The organism is Streptomyces sp. NPDC053076 (assembly GCF_044546845.1).
Classification (GTDB): domain Bacteria; phylum Actinomycetota; class Actinomycetes; order Streptomycetales; family Streptomycetaceae; genus Streptomyces.
This window is the reverse complement of record NZ_JBITZL010000007.1, coordinates 442,292-457,516: the sequence shown is the minus strand read 5'-3', so window position 1 is coordinate 457,516 and position 15,225 is coordinate 442,292. Positions and strand designations below refer to the sequence as shown.

Annotated in this window: 12 protein-coding genes and 1 pseudogene; 5 read left to right on the top strand and 8 right to left on the bottom strand. The window is 73.2% G+C overall.

The annotated features are described in order from the left end of the window. Window positions 1-5: 5 nt before the first annotated feature. Both ACIGYR_RS28385 and ACIGYR_RS28380 read right to left on the bottom strand, forming a co-directional pair. Entirely contained in the window at window positions 6-722 is a 717-nt protein-coding gene (locus ACIGYR_RS28385) for a DUF4328 domain-containing protein (RefSeq protein ID WP_399603356.1), read from the bottom strand. A 27-nt stretch (window positions 723-749) separates the two neighbouring features. Continuing rightward, window positions 750-1,436, bottom strand: a complete 687-nt coding sequence (locus ACIGYR_RS28380; RefSeq protein ID WP_399603358.1) for a DUF6445 family protein — start codon at window positions 1,434-1,436, stop codon at window positions 750-752. Between the two features lie 263 nt (window positions 1,437-1,699). Between ACIGYR_RS28380 and ACIGYR_RS28375 the strand changes: the two genes are divergently transcribed. Next, window positions 1,700-2,449: a DUF4142 domain-containing protein gene (locus ACIGYR_RS28375; RefSeq protein WP_399604122.1), complete on the top strand. Its 750-nt coding sequence runs from the start codon at window positions 1,700-1,702 to the stop codon at window positions 2,447-2,449. Here the strand turns inward: ACIGYR_RS28375 and ACIGYR_RS28370 are convergent. From ACIGYR_RS28370 to thrS, 3 genes are all read right to left on the bottom strand, one after another. Next, window positions 2,446-4,104, bottom strand: a complete 1,659-nt coding sequence (locus ACIGYR_RS28370; RefSeq protein ID WP_399603360.1) for a glycoside hydrolase family 13 protein — start codon at window positions 4,102-4,104, stop codon at window positions 2,446-2,448. The two genes, ACIGYR_RS28375 and ACIGYR_RS28370, sit on opposite strands and share 4 nt — an antisense overlap. A gap of 89 nt (window positions 4,105-4,193) precedes the next feature. Beyond that, entirely contained in the window at window positions 4,194-5,159 is a 966-nt protein-coding gene (locus tag ACIGYR_RS28365; RefSeq protein ID WP_399603363.1) for a nucleoside hydrolase, read from the bottom strand. A gap of 31 nt (window positions 5,160-5,190) precedes the next feature. After that, window positions 5,191-6,474, bottom strand: coding sequence for a threonine--tRNA ligase (thrS, locus tag ACIGYR_RS28360; protein WP_399603366.1), 1,284 nt, complete (start codon window positions 6,472-6,474; stop codon window positions 5,191-5,193). Between the two features lie 303 nt (window positions 6,475-6,777). Between thrS and ACIGYR_RS28355 the strand changes: the two genes are divergently transcribed. Continuing rightward, window positions 6,778-7,569, top strand: a complete 792-nt coding sequence (locus ACIGYR_RS28355; protein WP_399603369.1) for a hypothetical protein — start codon at window positions 6,778-6,780, stop codon at window positions 7,567-7,569. An 18-nt stretch (window positions 7,570-7,587) separates the two neighbouring features. Here ACIGYR_RS28355 and ACIGYR_RS28350 read toward each other — a convergent pair whose 3' ends face one another. Further along, the gene (locus ACIGYR_RS28350; RefSeq protein ID WP_399603372.1) at window positions 7,588-8,931 is read right to left on the bottom strand and encodes a tetratricopeptide repeat protein; all 1,344 of its coding nucleotides are present in this window, start codon (window positions 8,929-8,931) and stop codon (window positions 7,588-7,590) included. 456 nt (window positions 8,932-9,387) lie between these two features. Here ACIGYR_RS28350 and ACIGYR_RS28345 point away from each other — a divergent pair. Together ACIGYR_RS28345 and ACIGYR_RS28340 are read left to right on the top strand one after the other, a co-directional pair. Further along, window positions 9,388-9,657, top strand: a pseudogene (locus ACIGYR_RS28345) (amidohydrolase); the annotation flags it as partial. 118 nt (window positions 9,658-9,775) lie between these two features. Then, window positions 9,776-11,749, top strand: coding sequence for an Ig-like domain repeat protein (locus tag ACIGYR_RS28340; protein WP_399603375.1), 1,974 nt, complete (start codon window positions 9,776-9,778; stop codon window positions 11,747-11,749). A gap of 14 nt (window positions 11,750-11,763) precedes the next feature. Here the strand turns inward: ACIGYR_RS28340 and ACIGYR_RS28335 are convergent, their stop codons facing one another. Continuing rightward, on the bottom strand, window positions 11,764-12,990 hold the full coding sequence (locus tag ACIGYR_RS28335) for a hypothetical protein (RefSeq protein ID WP_399603378.1): 1,227 nt from the start codon (window positions 12,988-12,990) through the stop codon (window positions 11,764-11,766). Window positions 12,991-13,099: 109 nt separating this feature from the next. After that, a complete protein-coding gene (locus ACIGYR_RS28330) occupies window positions 13,100-14,263 on the bottom strand; it encodes a PP2C family protein-serine/threonine phosphatase (RefSeq protein ID WP_399604125.1) in 1,164 nt (387 codons plus the stop codon). 163 nt (window positions 14,264-14,426) lie between these two features. On the opposite strand from ACIGYR_RS28330, the gene ACIGYR_RS28325 reads away from it, so the two are divergent. Next, window positions 14,427-14,948, top strand: coding sequence for a hypothetical protein (locus ACIGYR_RS28325; RefSeq protein ID WP_399603381.1), 522 nt, complete (start codon window positions 14,427-14,429; stop codon window positions 14,946-14,948). Window positions 14,949-15,225 lie beyond the last annotated feature (277 nt).

Genomic DNA, 15,225 nt, shown 5'->3' with positions numbered 1-15,225 from the left:
ACCGGCTACGACAGGCCCGGTGGCGTCCCGGTCAGCCCGGCCGGCGCCTCCCGGACCCGGCGGACGCGCTCCACCTGCGCGGCGGTGACGGCCCGGACCGCGAACACCCCGGCGACGGCCGCCCCGACGACGGCAGCGTCACTGGCGAGCAGCGGCCAGACCTCGGTGTACGCACGGGCGATGATCTCGTCGGTGGAGTCTCGGGACACGATCCCCACCCCGCTGAGCATGCCGATCAGCCACAGTCCCCACCACACGTCGACGGAGACGGGCAGCCTGCGCTCCGGGACGGTGCGCCGGTAGGCGTCGGCGACGATCCCGCGCGGGAACCACAGGTTGACGAAGGGAACGATCCAGCCCAGGTACACCCAGATCCCCGCGTACTTGGGGGCCTCTCCCGACATGGCGCGCGCGTTGTCCCGCAGCCGCACCAGCCAGGAGATGAACAGCAGCGCGCAGAGCAGGGCGGCGCCGCCGCCGAGGGAGGTGACGAAGTGGTAGGAGTCCTCCAGACCGTTGAGCGGCCGGTGCACCCCGTCCCCCTGGTCCGGCGGCCCGGACGCCGGCTCCCCCGCCATCGCCAGCCGGGCTTCCCATACCCCCCGCGCCACCCAGGCGAGCCCCGCGAGGACCAGCCCCCCGGCGGCCAGCCGGCCCGCCGTCCGAACGGGCCGGTACTCGAGCGAAGGCCCGGGGACATGATCCAGTATCTGTGCAGTCACGCCCTCATCCTGACTCACCCGCCCGGCTCATGCCATCCAGAAGAAGACCGCCGTCATGCGTTTCTCCTCCAGCGTCCGGCCGGTGTAACCGGTCGCGCTGTGCACCAGGTTGGCGTGGTAGAGGAGCAGACGGTTGTACGTGTGCGGGACCCGTACGTCCTCCTCGAAGTGGTCCGCCGGGACGAACCGCGTGCCGAGGGCCTCGACGAGGTTGTGGTGCGGGGCCTGGACCAGGTTGCCGCCGAGCCGGCCGCCGGGGAGCGACTGGCGGTAGAAGGCGGTCCCGCAGTCCTTGGGGGCGGCCGGGTTGAGGTAGAGCACGGCCGCGTACCGGCACAGGGCGCGGGAGTCGGTGTGCGGACGGGGCCGGCTCTCGCCCTCGCCGACCACCTGGACGCAGTTGTGGTTGAGGGTGCCGCCGCCGGGCGTCCGCTGCACCCACAGTTCCTCCGCCCCGGTCGCCTTCTTCACGAGCCTTTCGACGCGGGCCAGTTCGGCGGGTTCCAGGCCCGGCATCGCGCGCAGGCCCGGCCATGTCTCGGAGGTGTACGGGTACCCCTCGACCCAGTCGTCCTTGGCCAGGCACCGCTGCCGTACGGCGTCGACGTCGGGCAGGACGTCGTCCAGCACCCAGTAGTCACGGCCCTGGGTGGGCTTGCGGTAGGGCAGGACGGGCAGCGCGGCGGGCGGACGGGGCGGGGACGACGGAGGCATGCGGCGAATCTAGGACCGCGTCGGCCCCGCCTTCTCCCGGTCGATGGTCAACGTTTCGGCAACCGTTTGTCATGGACACCAATGGAAGGCAATCGACGGACTCCGGAGGCCGTTCACAATTTTTACCCGCTCGGCAGAGACGAATCGCTCTCCCGTCCGTACTGCTGTGTGTCCGAACCGCCCACGCAGTCATCGTGGGCGGGATCCACGACCGGGCAGGAGGCACGGTGCGCTTTTCGCGGAACGCGACGGGAACTCTCTTCGTGGGCGGTGCGATGGCCCTCACCCTCGCGGCACTCGCCTACCCGGGCATGCTCGGGCTGGACACCGTCTCCAGCTCGCAGACGCGGATCATCGCGCAGACCCAGTGGGGGCCGCTCACCGAGGGCGACCGGGACTTCGTGGTCAAGGTGCGGGCGGCCGGCCTGTGGGAGTACCCGCTCGGGCAGATCGGGCTCCAGAAGGGCTCCTCCCAGGGGGTCAAGACGGCCAGCGCGCACCTGGTCGACGGGCACGCCGCGCTGGACTCCTCCTGCCGCAAGATCGCCCCCATGCTGAACATCACGCTGCCCAACGTGGCGAGCCCGCAACAGCAGGGGTTCGTCAACCAGCTGAAGGGCGAGAGCGGCAACCAGTTCGACACGGACTTCGCCAACATCCTGCGGATGACCCACGGCTCGATCTTCAACACCATCGCGAAGATCCGCTCCACCACCAAGAACTCCCTGGTCCGCGCCCTCGCCGACCAGGCCAACGACACCGTGCTGGACCACATCACGGTGATGGAGAAGACCGGTCTGGTGGACTTCGACCAGACCATCTTCAACCAGACCACCCCGCCGAAGCTGCCCTCGTCCGACCTGACTCCGCCGCCGCCGGCCGCGGGCCAGCCGGAGGTGGTGCTGACCCCGCCGCCGACCGCCACCTCCACGCCGCTCGACCTGGGCGGCGTCGGCGACGGCGGCGGGACCGCGAGCGGCACCGCCCCCGGCCCGAGCCCGTCGGCGGGTTAGCCCAGCCAGACCGTCGTGTCGGACGGCAGTACCTTCCCGTCCGGCAGTGGCGCGCTGCTCAGCAGGATCTCACCGGGCGGGAGCGGCACCGGCTCCGAGCCCAGGTTGGTGACGCTGCGCCAGGCCCCGGTACGGGAGAAGTCCAGCACGTCGGCGGGCGTGTCCGGGGTCCAGGTCAGCGTCTCGCCCTCCAGCAGCTTGCGGCGCAGCCGCAGGGCGGTGCGGTACAGCTCCAGCGTGGAACCCTCGGTACCGGCCTGCGCCTCCACCGCGCAGGCCGCGAAGCCCGACGGCTGCGGCAGCCAGCCGGCCCCGGGCCCGAAGCCGTACGACGGTCCGCTCGTCGTCCACGGCAGTGGCACCCGGCAGCCGTCGCGGCCCTTGCGGACATGGCCGGTCTGCTCCCAGATCGGGTCCTGGAGCACCTCCGTGGGCAGGTCGGCGACCTCGGGCAGGCCGAGTTCCTCGCCCTGGTAGAGATACGCCGAGCCGGGCAGCGCCAGCATCAGCAGGGTCGCCGCCCGGGCCCGGCGCAGGCCGGCCGCCGTGTCGATCGCGGGCGCCGCGCCGCCGGACAGCAGCCAGGCGGCCGGGTCGGTGCCGGGCGGCAGCATGAGCCGGGAGGCGTGCCGGACGACGTCGTGGTTGGACAGCACCCAGGTGGCGGAGGCCCCGGCGGCCCGGGCCGTGGCCAGCGAGCCGGTGATGACCTCACGCAGTTCCGCTGCGTCCCACCGCGCCTCCAGGTACTCGAAGTTGAACGCCTGGCCCAGTTCGTCGGGACGGGCGTACCGGGCTCGGCGGTCGCCCGGGACCCATGCCTCGGCGACGGCCATGCGCGGCGGGCTGTAGGCGTCGAAGATCTTGCGCCAGTCGCGGTAGATCTCGTGGACCTCGTCACGGTCCCAGTACGGGTGGCTGCCCGGCGGCACCTTCGGCAGGGCGTCCTCGCCGGTCGCGCCGATGTCGCCGACGTCCCGCAGCGGCTCCGCCAGGTCCTTGGCCAGGCCGTGCGCGACATCGACGCGGAAGCCGTCGACGCCCCGGTCGGACCAGAAGCGCAGGGTGGTGCGGAAGTCGGCCCGGACCTCCTCGTTCTCCCAGTTCAGATCGGGTTGTTCGGGCGCGAACAGGTGGAGGTACCACTCGCCGTCCGCAACCCGCCGCCAGGCGCTGCCGCCGAACACCGACTGCCAGTCCGTCGGCGGGAGTTCGCCGTGCGCTCCCCGGCCCGGCCGGAAGACGTAGCGGTCCCGGGCCGGGGAGCCGGGGGCGGCGCGCAGCGCCTCCTGGAACCAGGGGTGCAGCCGGGAGGTGTGGTTGGGGACGACGTCCACGACGACCTTGAGGCCGAGCCGGTGCGCCTCGGCGACCAGGGCGTCGAAGTCCTCCAGGGTGCCCAGGCGCTCGTCGACCCCGCGCGGATCGATGACGTCGTAGCCGCCGTCGGCGAGTTCGGAGGGGTAGAAGGGGCTCAGCCACACGGCGTCCGCGCCGAGCGTGGCCAGGTGGTTCAGTCGCTCGGTGATGCCCCGGAGGTCGCCGAGGCCGTCCCCGTCGGCGTCGGCGAAGCTGCGCGGATAGACCTGGTAGATGACGGCCTGCCGCCACCAGTCGGGGTTCCTGGACGAGAGGTCCGGCGAGAGGTCTGCCATACGGGCTCCGTTCGGGCGGTACGACGGTCGCTGTGCCGTTCGGTCGACACTACAGACTCTGTCCGCATTGCCCGGAAAAGGAACAAGGACTAGCGTTCGACCGTTTCCAGGTACAGCTTGACGTAACGGTCGACGTCCACCTCCAACGCGACGTCCACCAGGGCCCGTTCGCGGCCACCCTCGTGGATCTCGGACTCACCCGGCCGGGGACGGCGGTCCACGACGGTCTGGCCGCGGGCCGGACCGGGGGCCAGGCAGACCTCGACCGGCAGCAGCCGGGTGGTGATGCCCTGCGGGTCGGCGACCGCGCACACCGCGCCCGCGTCGCCGAGACCGCCCGCCTCCTCCGCCTCCGGCTCCTCGCCCTGGGTGGTCGGCCGGTGCGCGAGGAGGTCACCGGCCAGGCGGGTGCCGGGTTCGCCGCTCGTGCGCAGCCGGTGCACCTCGTCGGAGGGGACCACGACCCGCATGAACACGTCCAGGCCGTACATCGTGATCGGCACCCCGGCCGTGAGCAGGATCGCCGCCGCCTCCGGGTCGTGCCACACGTTGAACTCCGCGACCGGCGTGGCGTTCCCGGTGGTCACGGCACCGCCCATGAACACGATCCGCTCGATGTGCGAGGTCACCTCCGGGTGGGTGCGCAGCAGCAGGGCGATGTTCGTCAGCGGGGCGGTCGGGATCAGGGTCACCGGGCGCGGGGACGCGAGGATCTCCCGGCGCAGCAGGGTGACGGCGTCGACGTCCGCCGGGGCCCGGGTGGGCGCGGGCAGGCCCAGGTCGCCCATGCCGTCGGCGCCGTGCACATGCTGGGCCGGGCGGGCCGGCTCCAGCAGCGGGCGCTCGGCACCCCGGCCCACCGGGATGTCGGGGGCGCCCGCCCGCTCCAGCACGGTGAGCGTGTTGCGGACCACGCCGTCGACGTCGGTGTTCCCGGCCACGCAGGTCACCGCCCGCAGGTCGAGTCCCGGGTGGCGTACGGCGAACAGCAGGGCCAGGGCGTCATCGACGCCGGTGTCGCAGTCGATGATCACGGGAATGGGCTGACCGGTCACGGCGGACTCCTTCCGTCGTGCCGACCTTAGATCAGGCCGGCCGGTCGTGACCGGCACCGGCCGGGCCGTCCCAGAGGGTGGTCCCGCGTGCCGCCACCCGTTCGGTGATCCGGTGCAGCACGTCGGGCACCGGGAACGCGCCGGGCCGCCGCCCGTCCCGCAGCCGTACGGCGGCCAGCCCGGCGCCGGCCTCGCGGGCGCCGATCACCGCCTGGTACGGCACCAGGCGGGCGGCGCGGACCCTGGCACCCAGGGTGCCGTCCCCGGGCCCGGCGAGTTCGGCGCGCAGTCCGCGGGCGACCGCCTCGCGGACCACCGCCGCCGCCTGCTCCACCTGCTCCTCGGCGACCGGCAGCACGACCAGCTGGATCGGGGCCAGCCAGGCCGGGAACGCGCCGCCGTGCACCTCGATGAGGTGGGCGACCGCCCGCTCGACGCTGCCGATGATGCTGCGGTGCACCATCACCGGCCGGTGCTTCGCGCCGTCGGCGCCGGTGTAGTGCAGGTCGAAGCGGGCGGGCTGGTGGAGGTCGATCTGCACGGTGGACAGGGTGGACTCGCGGCCCGCCGGGTCCGCGATCTGCACGTCGATCTTCGGGCCGTAGAACGCCGCCTCGCCCTCCGCCTCCTCGTAGGCCACCCCCGCCTCGGCGAGGACCTCCCGCAGCATCGCGGTGGCCCGGCGCCACAGCTCCGGGTCGGCGACGTACTTGCCGCCCTCCCCGGGCAGGGAGAGGCGGTGGCGTACGGCCTCGATGCCGAGGTCGGCGTGGGCGCGGGCGATCAGCGCCAGGGCGGCGGCCGCCTCCGCCACCGCCTGGTCCGGGGTGCAGAAGACGTGGGCGTCGTTGAGGTGGATGGCGCGTACCCGGGTGAGGCCGCCCAGGACACCGGACAGCTCGGCGCGGTGCATGGTGCCCAGCTCGGCGAAGCGGAGAGGCAGTTCGCGGTAACTGTGGGAGCGCGAGCGGTAGATCAGGGCGTGGTGGGGGCAGAGGCTGGGCCGCAGCACGACCTCCTCGGCGCCGAGCCTCATCGGCGGGTACATGTCGTCGCGGTAGTGGTCCCAGTGCCCCGAGATCTCGTACAGCTCCCGCTTGCCGAGCGCGGGCGAGTACACGTGCCGGTAGCCGGCCCGGCGTTCGGCGTCCCGGATGTACTCCTCCAGGGTGTGCCGGACGACCGCGCCGTCGGGCAGCCAGTACGGCAGGCCGGCGCCCATCAGCGGGTCGGTGTCGAAGATGCCGAGTTCCCGGCCGAGGCGGCGGTGGTCGGGAAGCCGGGCCTGGTCGTCGCCGGCGCTCCGGTCGTTCATGGGGTCTCCTCCGTGGGTCGGCAAGGGGACACCCCGTGACATGCCGAAGCCCCGGGGCGTGCGCCCCGGGGCTTCGATGCTGGTCAGGTGTCAGCGCGCCGGGACGGTCTCCGGCGTCGTCGTGCTCGACGGGCACTGCTGGGCGCGCTGCATGGGCGGGACCGTAACAGCTCGGCACGGCCCCCACCACGGATTTACCGCCGGCCCCTCACCCGTACGGACCGGAGCGCTGGTGAGCGGGTCGGGCCGGTGGTGCCGTGAGATCAGGCATCCCACCGGCCGCACGCAGCCCAGGAGGCATCGATGTCCCCCGCGATACGCCCCCAGATACCCCGTGCCGTCCTCCTTCCCCTGCTCGCCACCGGTCTCCTCGTCGGCGGCGGCTGCGCGGCCCTCGGCCTGCACCACCCGGAGAGCGCGCCGCACCCCCTGCCCACGGTCGACCGGCCGGCGCCGACGTCCAGGACCTCCGCGCGGGCCGACGGTTCCACGCTCACCGACGACCAGGCGCAGGCAGCGCTGATCACCCAGACGGACCTCGGCGCCCCCTGGACCGCCACGCGCGGCGCGGCCACCTGGCGGGACGGACTGCTGAAGACGCACACCACGGCCGGGGAGTGCCAGCGGCTGCTGGACGCCCTCTACAGCGACGAACTCCTCGGCGCCCCGGCGCGTGTCGCCATCGGCCTGGACGACGCCGACACCGACGCCCAGATCCGCTACCAGCTCGGCGCCCGCCGCCCGGCGGACGTCGACGCCGCGCTGGCGTGGCTGGGGACGATGCCGGTGCAGTGCGCGCGGTTCACGGCCACCACGGATCTCGGGCTCGTGGAGGACGTCCAGGTCACGAACGCCCCGCTGCCGGAGGTCGGGGACCTGCGCCAGGGCCTGCGGATCACCTTCGCCGGTACGGCGTCCGACGGGCAGGAGTTCCTGCTCACGCTGGACGTGGCCGCCGTACGGGTGGGTGAGGACGCCTTCGCCCTCACCAACGGCGGTCTCGGCGACGTACCGAACGACGCGACGCAGGCCGCCGTCCAGGTCGGCGCCCTCCGCCTGGCCGACATCCGCAGACAGGGCCGGGTGCAGGTGTGAGACCGGCCCGGCCCCGGCTCACAGCGGTGGCTGGGCCGGGGCCGGCCCCAGGGTGGTGGTACCGGGAGTGGTGCGGTGGCCCAGGCCGGTGCGGTAGGCGTCCAGGGCGGCCTCGATGCGGCCGGTGCGGCGCAGCAGGTCGCCCAGCAGGCGGCACAGGTCGGCGAGGTCACCGGCCGCGCCCGCGCGTTCCAGCAGGCTGAGGGCGCGCACGTAGTGCTCCTCCGCGGCCTCGGTGTCCCGGGTGTCCTCGGCGATGATGCCGAGCAGGCGGTGTGCGGCGGCGGCGTGGACGGCGCCGCGCTCGGAGGAGAAGTCCCCGAGGACACCCTGCAGCAGCTCGGCGGCCTCCTCGGACTTGCCCCGGCGGTGCAGGACGTCGGCGAGTTCGACGGCGGCCTGGCTGCGGTACAGGGCGGCCCGGGTCCGCGCCAGCATGGTGTGCGCCTGCCGCAACTCCGCCTCGGCGCGATCCAGTTCGTCGTTCTGGGCGTAGACGTAGCCGCGCATCCAGTGGCAGTTGGCCAGCTCGGTGCGCAGGCGCAGCTGGCGGTACAGCTCGGCCGCCTTCGCCAGGGAGACGTCGGCCTCGGCGACCCGGCCCTCGGCGAGCAGGGTGCGGGCCACCGAGCGGTGCATACGGGCGATCAGCGCGGGGTCGCCGGCCTGCGGGGCGAGGGCGAGGGCGAACTCGGCGGCCTGGGCGGCACGGGCATGGGCGCCCATGTCCATGTACGGGCCGATGACACTGGCGTAGAGCAGCAGGAGCGCGTCGGGGTCGTGCAGCCCGCCGCGGTTCAGCTCGTCGAGGGTGGACTCCAGGAGGTAGACCGCGTACCGGAGTTCACCGGCGAGGTAGTGCGCCACCGCCCGGCCGCGTACGGCGGGCACGCGCATCGGCAGCGCCTCCCCGGTCATCTGCTCCTCGGCCCGCTCGAAGTACTCGCGCGCCTCGGTCAGCCGCCCGGTCTCCAGGGCGCATTCCCCGAGTCCGAGCAGGGCGGCGGCCTGCTCGGAGCCGAGTCCGTGGGCCTCCGCCTCGGCGCGCAGTACGGCGTACTGGGCGGCGGCCTCCTCGGCCCGGCCGTCGGCGAGGACACGCTGGGCCTCGGTGAGCCGCAGCCGCACACCGGTGGCGAGATGGGCGGGGCGGCCGACGGACAGCTCCTCGAAAGCGACCCCGAGCCGGTCCGCGATGTGCCGCAACGCCTCGTCCGAGGCGCGGACCCGCCCCGCCTCCAGGGTGGAGATGTAGGCGGGCGTGTACGCCGGCTCCGCCAACTGCCGCTGGGTGAGTCCGCGTTCGGCGCGCAGCCGTTGCACACGGCGCCCGATGACCTCCGGATCGTCCCGCTCCCGCATGCCCCTGCTCCCCCCAAGTGCCCTGTCACCTCTTGCCGTTGGAATCCGACAACCCCTAGGTTAAATGGCGGATTAAGCACGCTTGATACGCCGCTGTTGTGTTGCGAGGTCGCCGTGCCCGGACGTACATCCGCACCTTACGCACCCCCCACCGCCCTCCCGTACTCCCGCAGACGAGCGACCGGGCGAACCTCCGCCGCCCGGGGCGTCGTCGCGGCCGTCATCGCCACCTCGGCCCTGGTCCTCGCGGCCAACGCCGGCCCGGCCCGAGCGGCCGACACCCCACCGGCGCCGATCGCGGCCCGGCAGGCGGACCACTGACGGCCGGGTGAGCACGACCGCTCCCGCGGCCCGGCCCCCCGCCCCCGGGCCGCGCCCCGCTGCGGACGTCGTCGGCCAGGGCCTACCCTGACCGCGTGACCTCCGCCGCCGGCCGCGTCGCCAGGGAACTGACCGTTCGGCACGGGCACGGTCTTCGACCCGGGCCCGGCGATGGGCAGCGAGGACTTCCCCGAGCTGGCGCTCGGCTCGATCCCGTACGCCTACTGGTTCGTCACCACCACCCCCGCCGAGGTGTGGGAGCAGGCGCCCGGCGACACCCTGCCCGAGAAGTTCTCGGCGGTGCCGAGCAACCACAGCCCCCGGTTCGCGCCCGACCTGTCCACGGTCGCCCCAGGTGTCCGCACGCTCGTCTCCGGGGCACTGGCGCTGTTGTCGGTGACATGACCTAGTCTTTGCGCACTCGCCGCACGAGGCACACACGGCTCATGCACAGGGGGCTCACGCAACGCCGTGCCCGGTGGCACCCCATGCCTTTCCTTCGTTCCGGGGGGTTCGAATCAGCGTGCGCAAGCGCTCTCTCACGGCCGCCACCACTCTGGCGGTCCTCTTCAGCTCGGCGGCCCTCGCCGTCACTCCGGCCTTCGCCGACTCCAGTCACAGCCTGCCGGTCAGGCAGACCGGTGACATCGTCGTCGACGCCGTCCACCAGCAGGTCTTCGTCAGCGACCCGCTGAACGGCAAGATCGTCATCACCGACTTCGCCGGCACGGTCGTCAAGCAGCTCACCACCAGCCTCTCCGGCGTCCACGGCCTGGAGCTGTCCGCCGACTCCGGCACGCTCTACGCGGCCGTGCAGGACCTGGACGCCATCGCCGTCATCGACACCGCGACCGACACCGAGACCACCCGGTACACGGTCGGCGACAAGCCGCTCAGCGTCGCCCTGGCGGGCGGCAGGCTCTGGTTCGGCTACGGCGGCGCCGCCAATGGCAACATCGGCTCCGTCGACCTGACGAGCGAGACGCACGACGTCACGCTCGGCCAGGACAACAGCTGGTACGCGGCCCCGCTGCTGGACGCCGCGCCCGGCTCCGGCACCCTCGTCGCGGGCGCGCTCGGGCAGAGCCCGGTCGAACTGGCGTCGTACGACGTCTCGTCGGGCACCGCCACGAAGCTGGCGAGCACCCGCGAGGCCGGCAGCAACCTCGGCGACCTCCAGGTCACCCCCGACGGCAAGGACGTCGTGGTGGCCAGCGGCGCGCCCTACGTCCAGCAGGTGTTCCGGACCTCCGACCTCAACGAGGACGGCAAGTACGTCACCAACGCCTACCCCAACTCCGTGGTCATCGCGCCCGACGGCACGGTCGCGGCGGGCATCAGCGGCTCCTACGACCCGGACGTGTACATCTTCCGGCCCGGCAGCGGCGAGGCCGTCCGCACCTACGACTTCCCGAACACCGGCACCAGCAGCGGTTCCGACCTGCTGGCCGCCTCCGGGCTGGCCTGGGCCCCGGACGGCTCCCGGCTGTTCGCCGTGACCAGCAACAACGTGGGCACCTACGCACTGCGCGTCCTCACCGCGCCCACCAAGGCGGTCACCGCCGTCACCGTGGACGCGCCGGCCACGGCCACCCGCGCCAAGAAGCTCACCGTCAAGGGCAAGGTCACCTCCAAGGTGGCCGTCCGCGCCGGCACCAAGCTGACCGTCACCCGCACCGACCTGGACTCCCCGAAGGGCAGGACGCTGCCCGCGGCGACCGTCAAGGCCGACGGCACCTACTCCTTCACCGACACCCCGCCGGCCGGCGGCAAGGTGACGTACACGGTGGCCTTCGCCGGCGACGCCGAGCACGCGGCCGGCTCCGGCTCGGACTCCGTCACCGTCTCCCGCGCCAAGCCGAAGCTGACGGTCGACAACAACGGCAAGGTGTACGCGTACGGCAAGGACGTCAAGTTCACCGCGCACCTCGGCGCGACGTACAAGAACCGTACGGTGGAGATCTGGGCCGACCCGTTCGGCGGCGACAAGCCGAACAAGCGGGTCAGGACCGGGAAGGTCAACTCCCACGGGGACCTGTCGGTCACGCTGGACCTGAGGCGGGACACCAAGGTCACCGCGAAGTTCGCGGGCGACGCCCGCTACACGTCCGCCTCCGCCTCGGCCACGGTCGGCGCCAAGGTCAGCGTGTCCACGTCGGTCTCCGGCCACTACAAGGCGCAGTCCACGTGGGGCCACACGTACTACTTCTTCCACAAGACCAAGGACCCCCTGGTCACGACGAAGATGCCCTACTACCCGAACCGGGCGCAGAAGTTCGAGTTCGAGGTGTACTACCAGGGCCGCTGGTACCCGGGTGACCCCGCGTACTTCAAGCTGGGCTCCGACGGCGTCTCCAAGGTCCGCATCAACGGCGACCACGGCGAGGACGTCGGCTGGCGCTTCCGGGTCCGCTCCTCGTACATCAACGCCTCCTCCGGTGACAGCGTGAACTCCACCACGCACGGCGCCTGGAGGTACTTCACCTTCACCAGGTAAGACCGCGGCGGGGGCTACTGGGCGGCCTGGAGCCGGCCCAGCTGCCGCTGGACGTTCTCCAGCGCGCCACGCCGGCGCCCCGGCACCCTGAGCCGCAACTGCGCGAGCGCGGGCCCGAGTTCACGGGCCCGCGCCGCGTCCTTGATACGGCCCCACTGGTGGTGCGCGCGGTCCACGGCCGCCTCCACGGCGGGCGCGTCCACCGCCTGCCCGGCGCCCAGCCGCGCCTCGGCCACCGCCAGCCAGGCCCGGCAACTGCGCACCGGGTCCCCCGCGAACATCGCCAGATCGGCCCGTACCTCGCCCCAGTGCAGCGCCTGCTCGGAGCCGGCACCGTGGGCCCGCACGGCATCCTGCTCGTACCGAGCGGCGAGCCCGTCGGCCTCCCCGTGCCGCCCGCCCCGCACGGCAGCGCTGATGGCGGTGTGCGGATCCGCGGGAACGGCCCCGCCGACCCGGGAACCGGGCACGGCCGCGACCGGCGGGGGCCCCGGCACGAAGCCCGCGGCCGCGGCACCGGGCAGCAGGTCACCGGTCACCGCGCCCGGCGCCGGGCCGCCGTACACAGGGTGCCGGGGCGTGCCGGCGGCCGTCGGGAAGCCCGGAGCGTATCCCCCGGCGTGGGCCAGGAGCAGATTGCCCGTGGTCTCCTCCGGAATGCGGGACATGGCCTGTTGGTGCAGGGCGGCGAGGGGCGGCCGGTGGCCGCTTCTCAGGAGGGTGGCCACCGTCTTCATGTACGCCGGCTCGGCGAGGCCCCGCCGCGCGGCGGGCGGGGCCACACGGCCGTACACGGCGGTGTGCGGGCCGGAGTCGAGGCCGCGCTGGCCGAGGTGCCGCCAGGTCTCCGTGTCCGCGTGCAGATCGAGGACGAGCGCGGTGTCCGAAGCCGAGCGCAGCCGCAGTTCCTCGCGGATCCAGTGCCAGGGCAGCGCGGTGTAGCGGATCGTGGCCGGGGTGGTGCGGGCCAGGGCCAGATGCAGCTGGTGCTGACGGCGGTCCAGGTGCAGCTGCCCGGTGAGATACACGGTGAGAGGTCCGGGGGCCGCGGCGGCGGCCCGCAGCCGGGTGAGGACGGCCTGCGGCTCCAGCGGGTCGGCGAGTTCGACGACGTTCGCGGTGTCGGTGCCGGACAGCACGGCGGGGGCGACGGCGGCCAGCACCGGCAGGACACCGGCCGCGTCCACCAGCCGCCCGCGGCCCAGCGGCGCGGCCGCGAGCAGCAGCACGGTTCCGGGCATCGTGCCTCCCCCTGTCACCCTGCGGACGCCGTGGACCCTCCGGACCCGAGGACCCCGTAGATCCGCTCTCCAGCCAGCACCGTAACCGCTGCCGGTGCACACCGGTGGCTCAGGACCGCAAACGTCCCTGTTCGGGCTCTTCGCTCCGGCCGCCCCCGGCACCCGCCAGCCGCCGCACCGCGAAGATCGTGGTGTCGTCCTCCAGCCGCCCTCCGCTGTGCCGCAGAACGCCGTCGCGGACCTGGCGGACCAGGCCGCGGGGCTCGGCACGGCGCGGGTCGGCGGTGACCGCCCGGTCGACCTCGCGGGCCAGCGTGTAGAACGTGCCGAGCCCGTCGCGGGCCTCGGTCACCCCGTCGGTGACCAGCAGCAGGGTTTCGTCGGCGGCCAGCGGCACCCGGTGCACGGGGGGCAGCCGGCCCGCGAGGTCACCGAAGCCGAGCGGCACCCCGTCACCGCTGGGCAGCTCACGGACCCCGCGCGGGCCGACGGCGAGCGGGGGTTCGTGGCCGAAGTTCGCCACGTCGATCGTCTCCGGGGTGTCGTCGGCGAAGGCGATGAGGACGGCGGTGGCGAAGCGGTCGCCGTCGTCCCGGCCGAGCGCGGCGGTGTGGGAGCGGTGCCGGATCATCCGGGTCTCCAGGCGTTCGGCGACGGTCGTGAGGTCCTTCTCGTGGTAACCGGCCTCGCGGAAGGTGCCGAGCAGCGCGGCGGCGGTCTCCACGGCCCCCAGGCCCTTGCCCTGCACATCACCGACGAGGACCCGGGTGCCGTACGGGCCGGGCTGGATGTCGTAGAAGTCACCGCCGACCCGGGCGTCGACGTCGGCGGCCAGGTACACCCCCGCGTGCTCCAGACCGGCCCAGCGCGGCGGCAGCGGGCGCAGCACGGTACGCCGGGTGGTCTCGGCGATGTCCCGGATGTGCAGGATCTGCCGTTCATGGCGCACACGTACGACGGCCGCGAGGGTGGCCAGGGTGCCGCCGAGGGCGACCAGGAGGAAATCGCCGAATCCGGCCTTGTACTGGTCGGGCCAGGCGCTGTCCACGACGACGTACGTCACCACCGACAGCACGCTGTACGCGGCCGTCGTCCACACGCCGCAGATGGCGGCGGCGATGCCCGGGACCAGGACGATCCAGGAGATGATCCGGAACTGTTCCCCCGTGGTGAAGTCCAGCAGGATGATGCCGACGAGCAGCAGCAGGGGCGGTAGCCACGCGATGCTCCGCCCGTGGAGCTTCAGCAACGGGCTCCCCCGCCCGTACTCCATCTCCGTCACGGCCGGCAGCCCTCCATGCCTTCAGAGAATCACGGGCGAGAAGCGCACGCATCCGGGCGATCACCGCCTTTCCGGCCGACTTGCCAGGCCGTGCCCCCCGGTGTGCCCTGGAACCGGGGGCAGAGCGGGGGCGAGGAGAGAGAGGAGTGCTCTCATGGCTCAAGCGGCACCCGCACCCGGCGGTATGTCCCGGCCCGGCCGCACACCCGAGGTGGAGGGCCGGTCGACCGACGTGCGCGCCCGTCCGCCCGACGTCCTCGACGCCCGCACCCACGCGATGGCACGGATCGGCGTGCCGGTCGTGCTGGGCCTGGTCTACGGCTACTGGGTGGCGGCCAACAACCGTGCCGGCGGTGAGATCACCGGCTGGAACCTGCTGCTCGGCTTCGTCAGCGCGGTGGTGTTCGCGGTGGTGTGCATGGCGCTGCTGGTGCTGGCTCCGCGCATGCCGCGGGAGCTGCACGCACTGCTGTGGTCGGCGTTCGTCGGCTGCGCGTTCGGGTTCCTCTACAGCCAGAGCGGCAGCATCATGGCCACCCAGGGCGCCGGCCAGGGCCGCCACGACGACGTGGTGCGGTCGATGCTGATGTCCCTGGCGGTGTCGGCGGTCACCTTCGCCGTGCTCTTCTACCGCTACTACACGCGGGAGGACGCCTCCGGGCGCCGGATCCGCTGAGATCTCCGGGCGCCGGTTCCGCTGGGATCCGGCGGACGCACCGGCGACACGCGTGGGTCCCGGCCGGTCGGCCGGGACCCACACATTCCCCTGCGTCCCCCTCCTCCTCACCGGAGCGAGGTTCCGGACACGGTCCGGCCCCCACGACCCTGAGAAGCCGGACTCGCCGGAACCCCTCCAGCACCAGGAAACACCCGTTCGGGTGAGCCCTCCACCGGGGAGCGGAAACCCCCGTTCCGCCAGAGGGGTCCTCCTGCCGCCCTAATGCAGTCCTCCC

Excerpts from the sequence above, each read along its gene's own strand:
- ACIGYR_RS28380 (WP_399603358.1), bottom strand. The coding sequence starts at position 1,436 with ATGCCTCCGTCGTCCCCGCCCCGTCCGCCCGCCGCGCTGCCCGTCCTG.
- ACIGYR_RS28370 (WP_399603360.1), bottom strand. The coding sequence starts at position 4,104 with ATGGCAGACCTCTCGCCGGACCTCTCGTCCAGGAACCCCGACTGGTGG.
- thrS (WP_399603366.1), bottom strand. The coding sequence starts at position 6,474 with ATGAACGACCGGAGCGCCGGCGACGACCAGGCCCGGCTTCCCGACCAC.
- ACIGYR_RS28355 (WP_399603369.1), top strand. The coding sequence starts at position 6,778 with ATGTCCCCCGCGATACGCCCCCAGATACCCCGTGCCGTCCTCCTTCCC.
- ACIGYR_RS28350 (WP_399603372.1), bottom strand. The coding sequence starts at position 8,931 with ATGCGGGAGCGGGACGATCCGGAGGTCATCGGGCGCCGTGTGCAACGG.
- ACIGYR_RS28335 (WP_399603378.1), bottom strand. The coding sequence starts at position 12,990 with ATGCCCGGAACCGTGCTGCTGCTCGCGGCCGCGCCGCTGGGCCGCGGG.
- ACIGYR_RS28330 (WP_399604125.1), bottom strand. The coding sequence starts at position 14,263 with ATGGAGTACGGGCGGGGGAGCCCGTTGCTGAAGCTCCACGGGCGGAGC.
- ACIGYR_RS28325 (WP_399603381.1), top strand. The coding sequence starts at position 14,427 with ATGGCTCAAGCGGCACCCGCACCCGGCGGTATGTCCCGGCCCGGCCGC.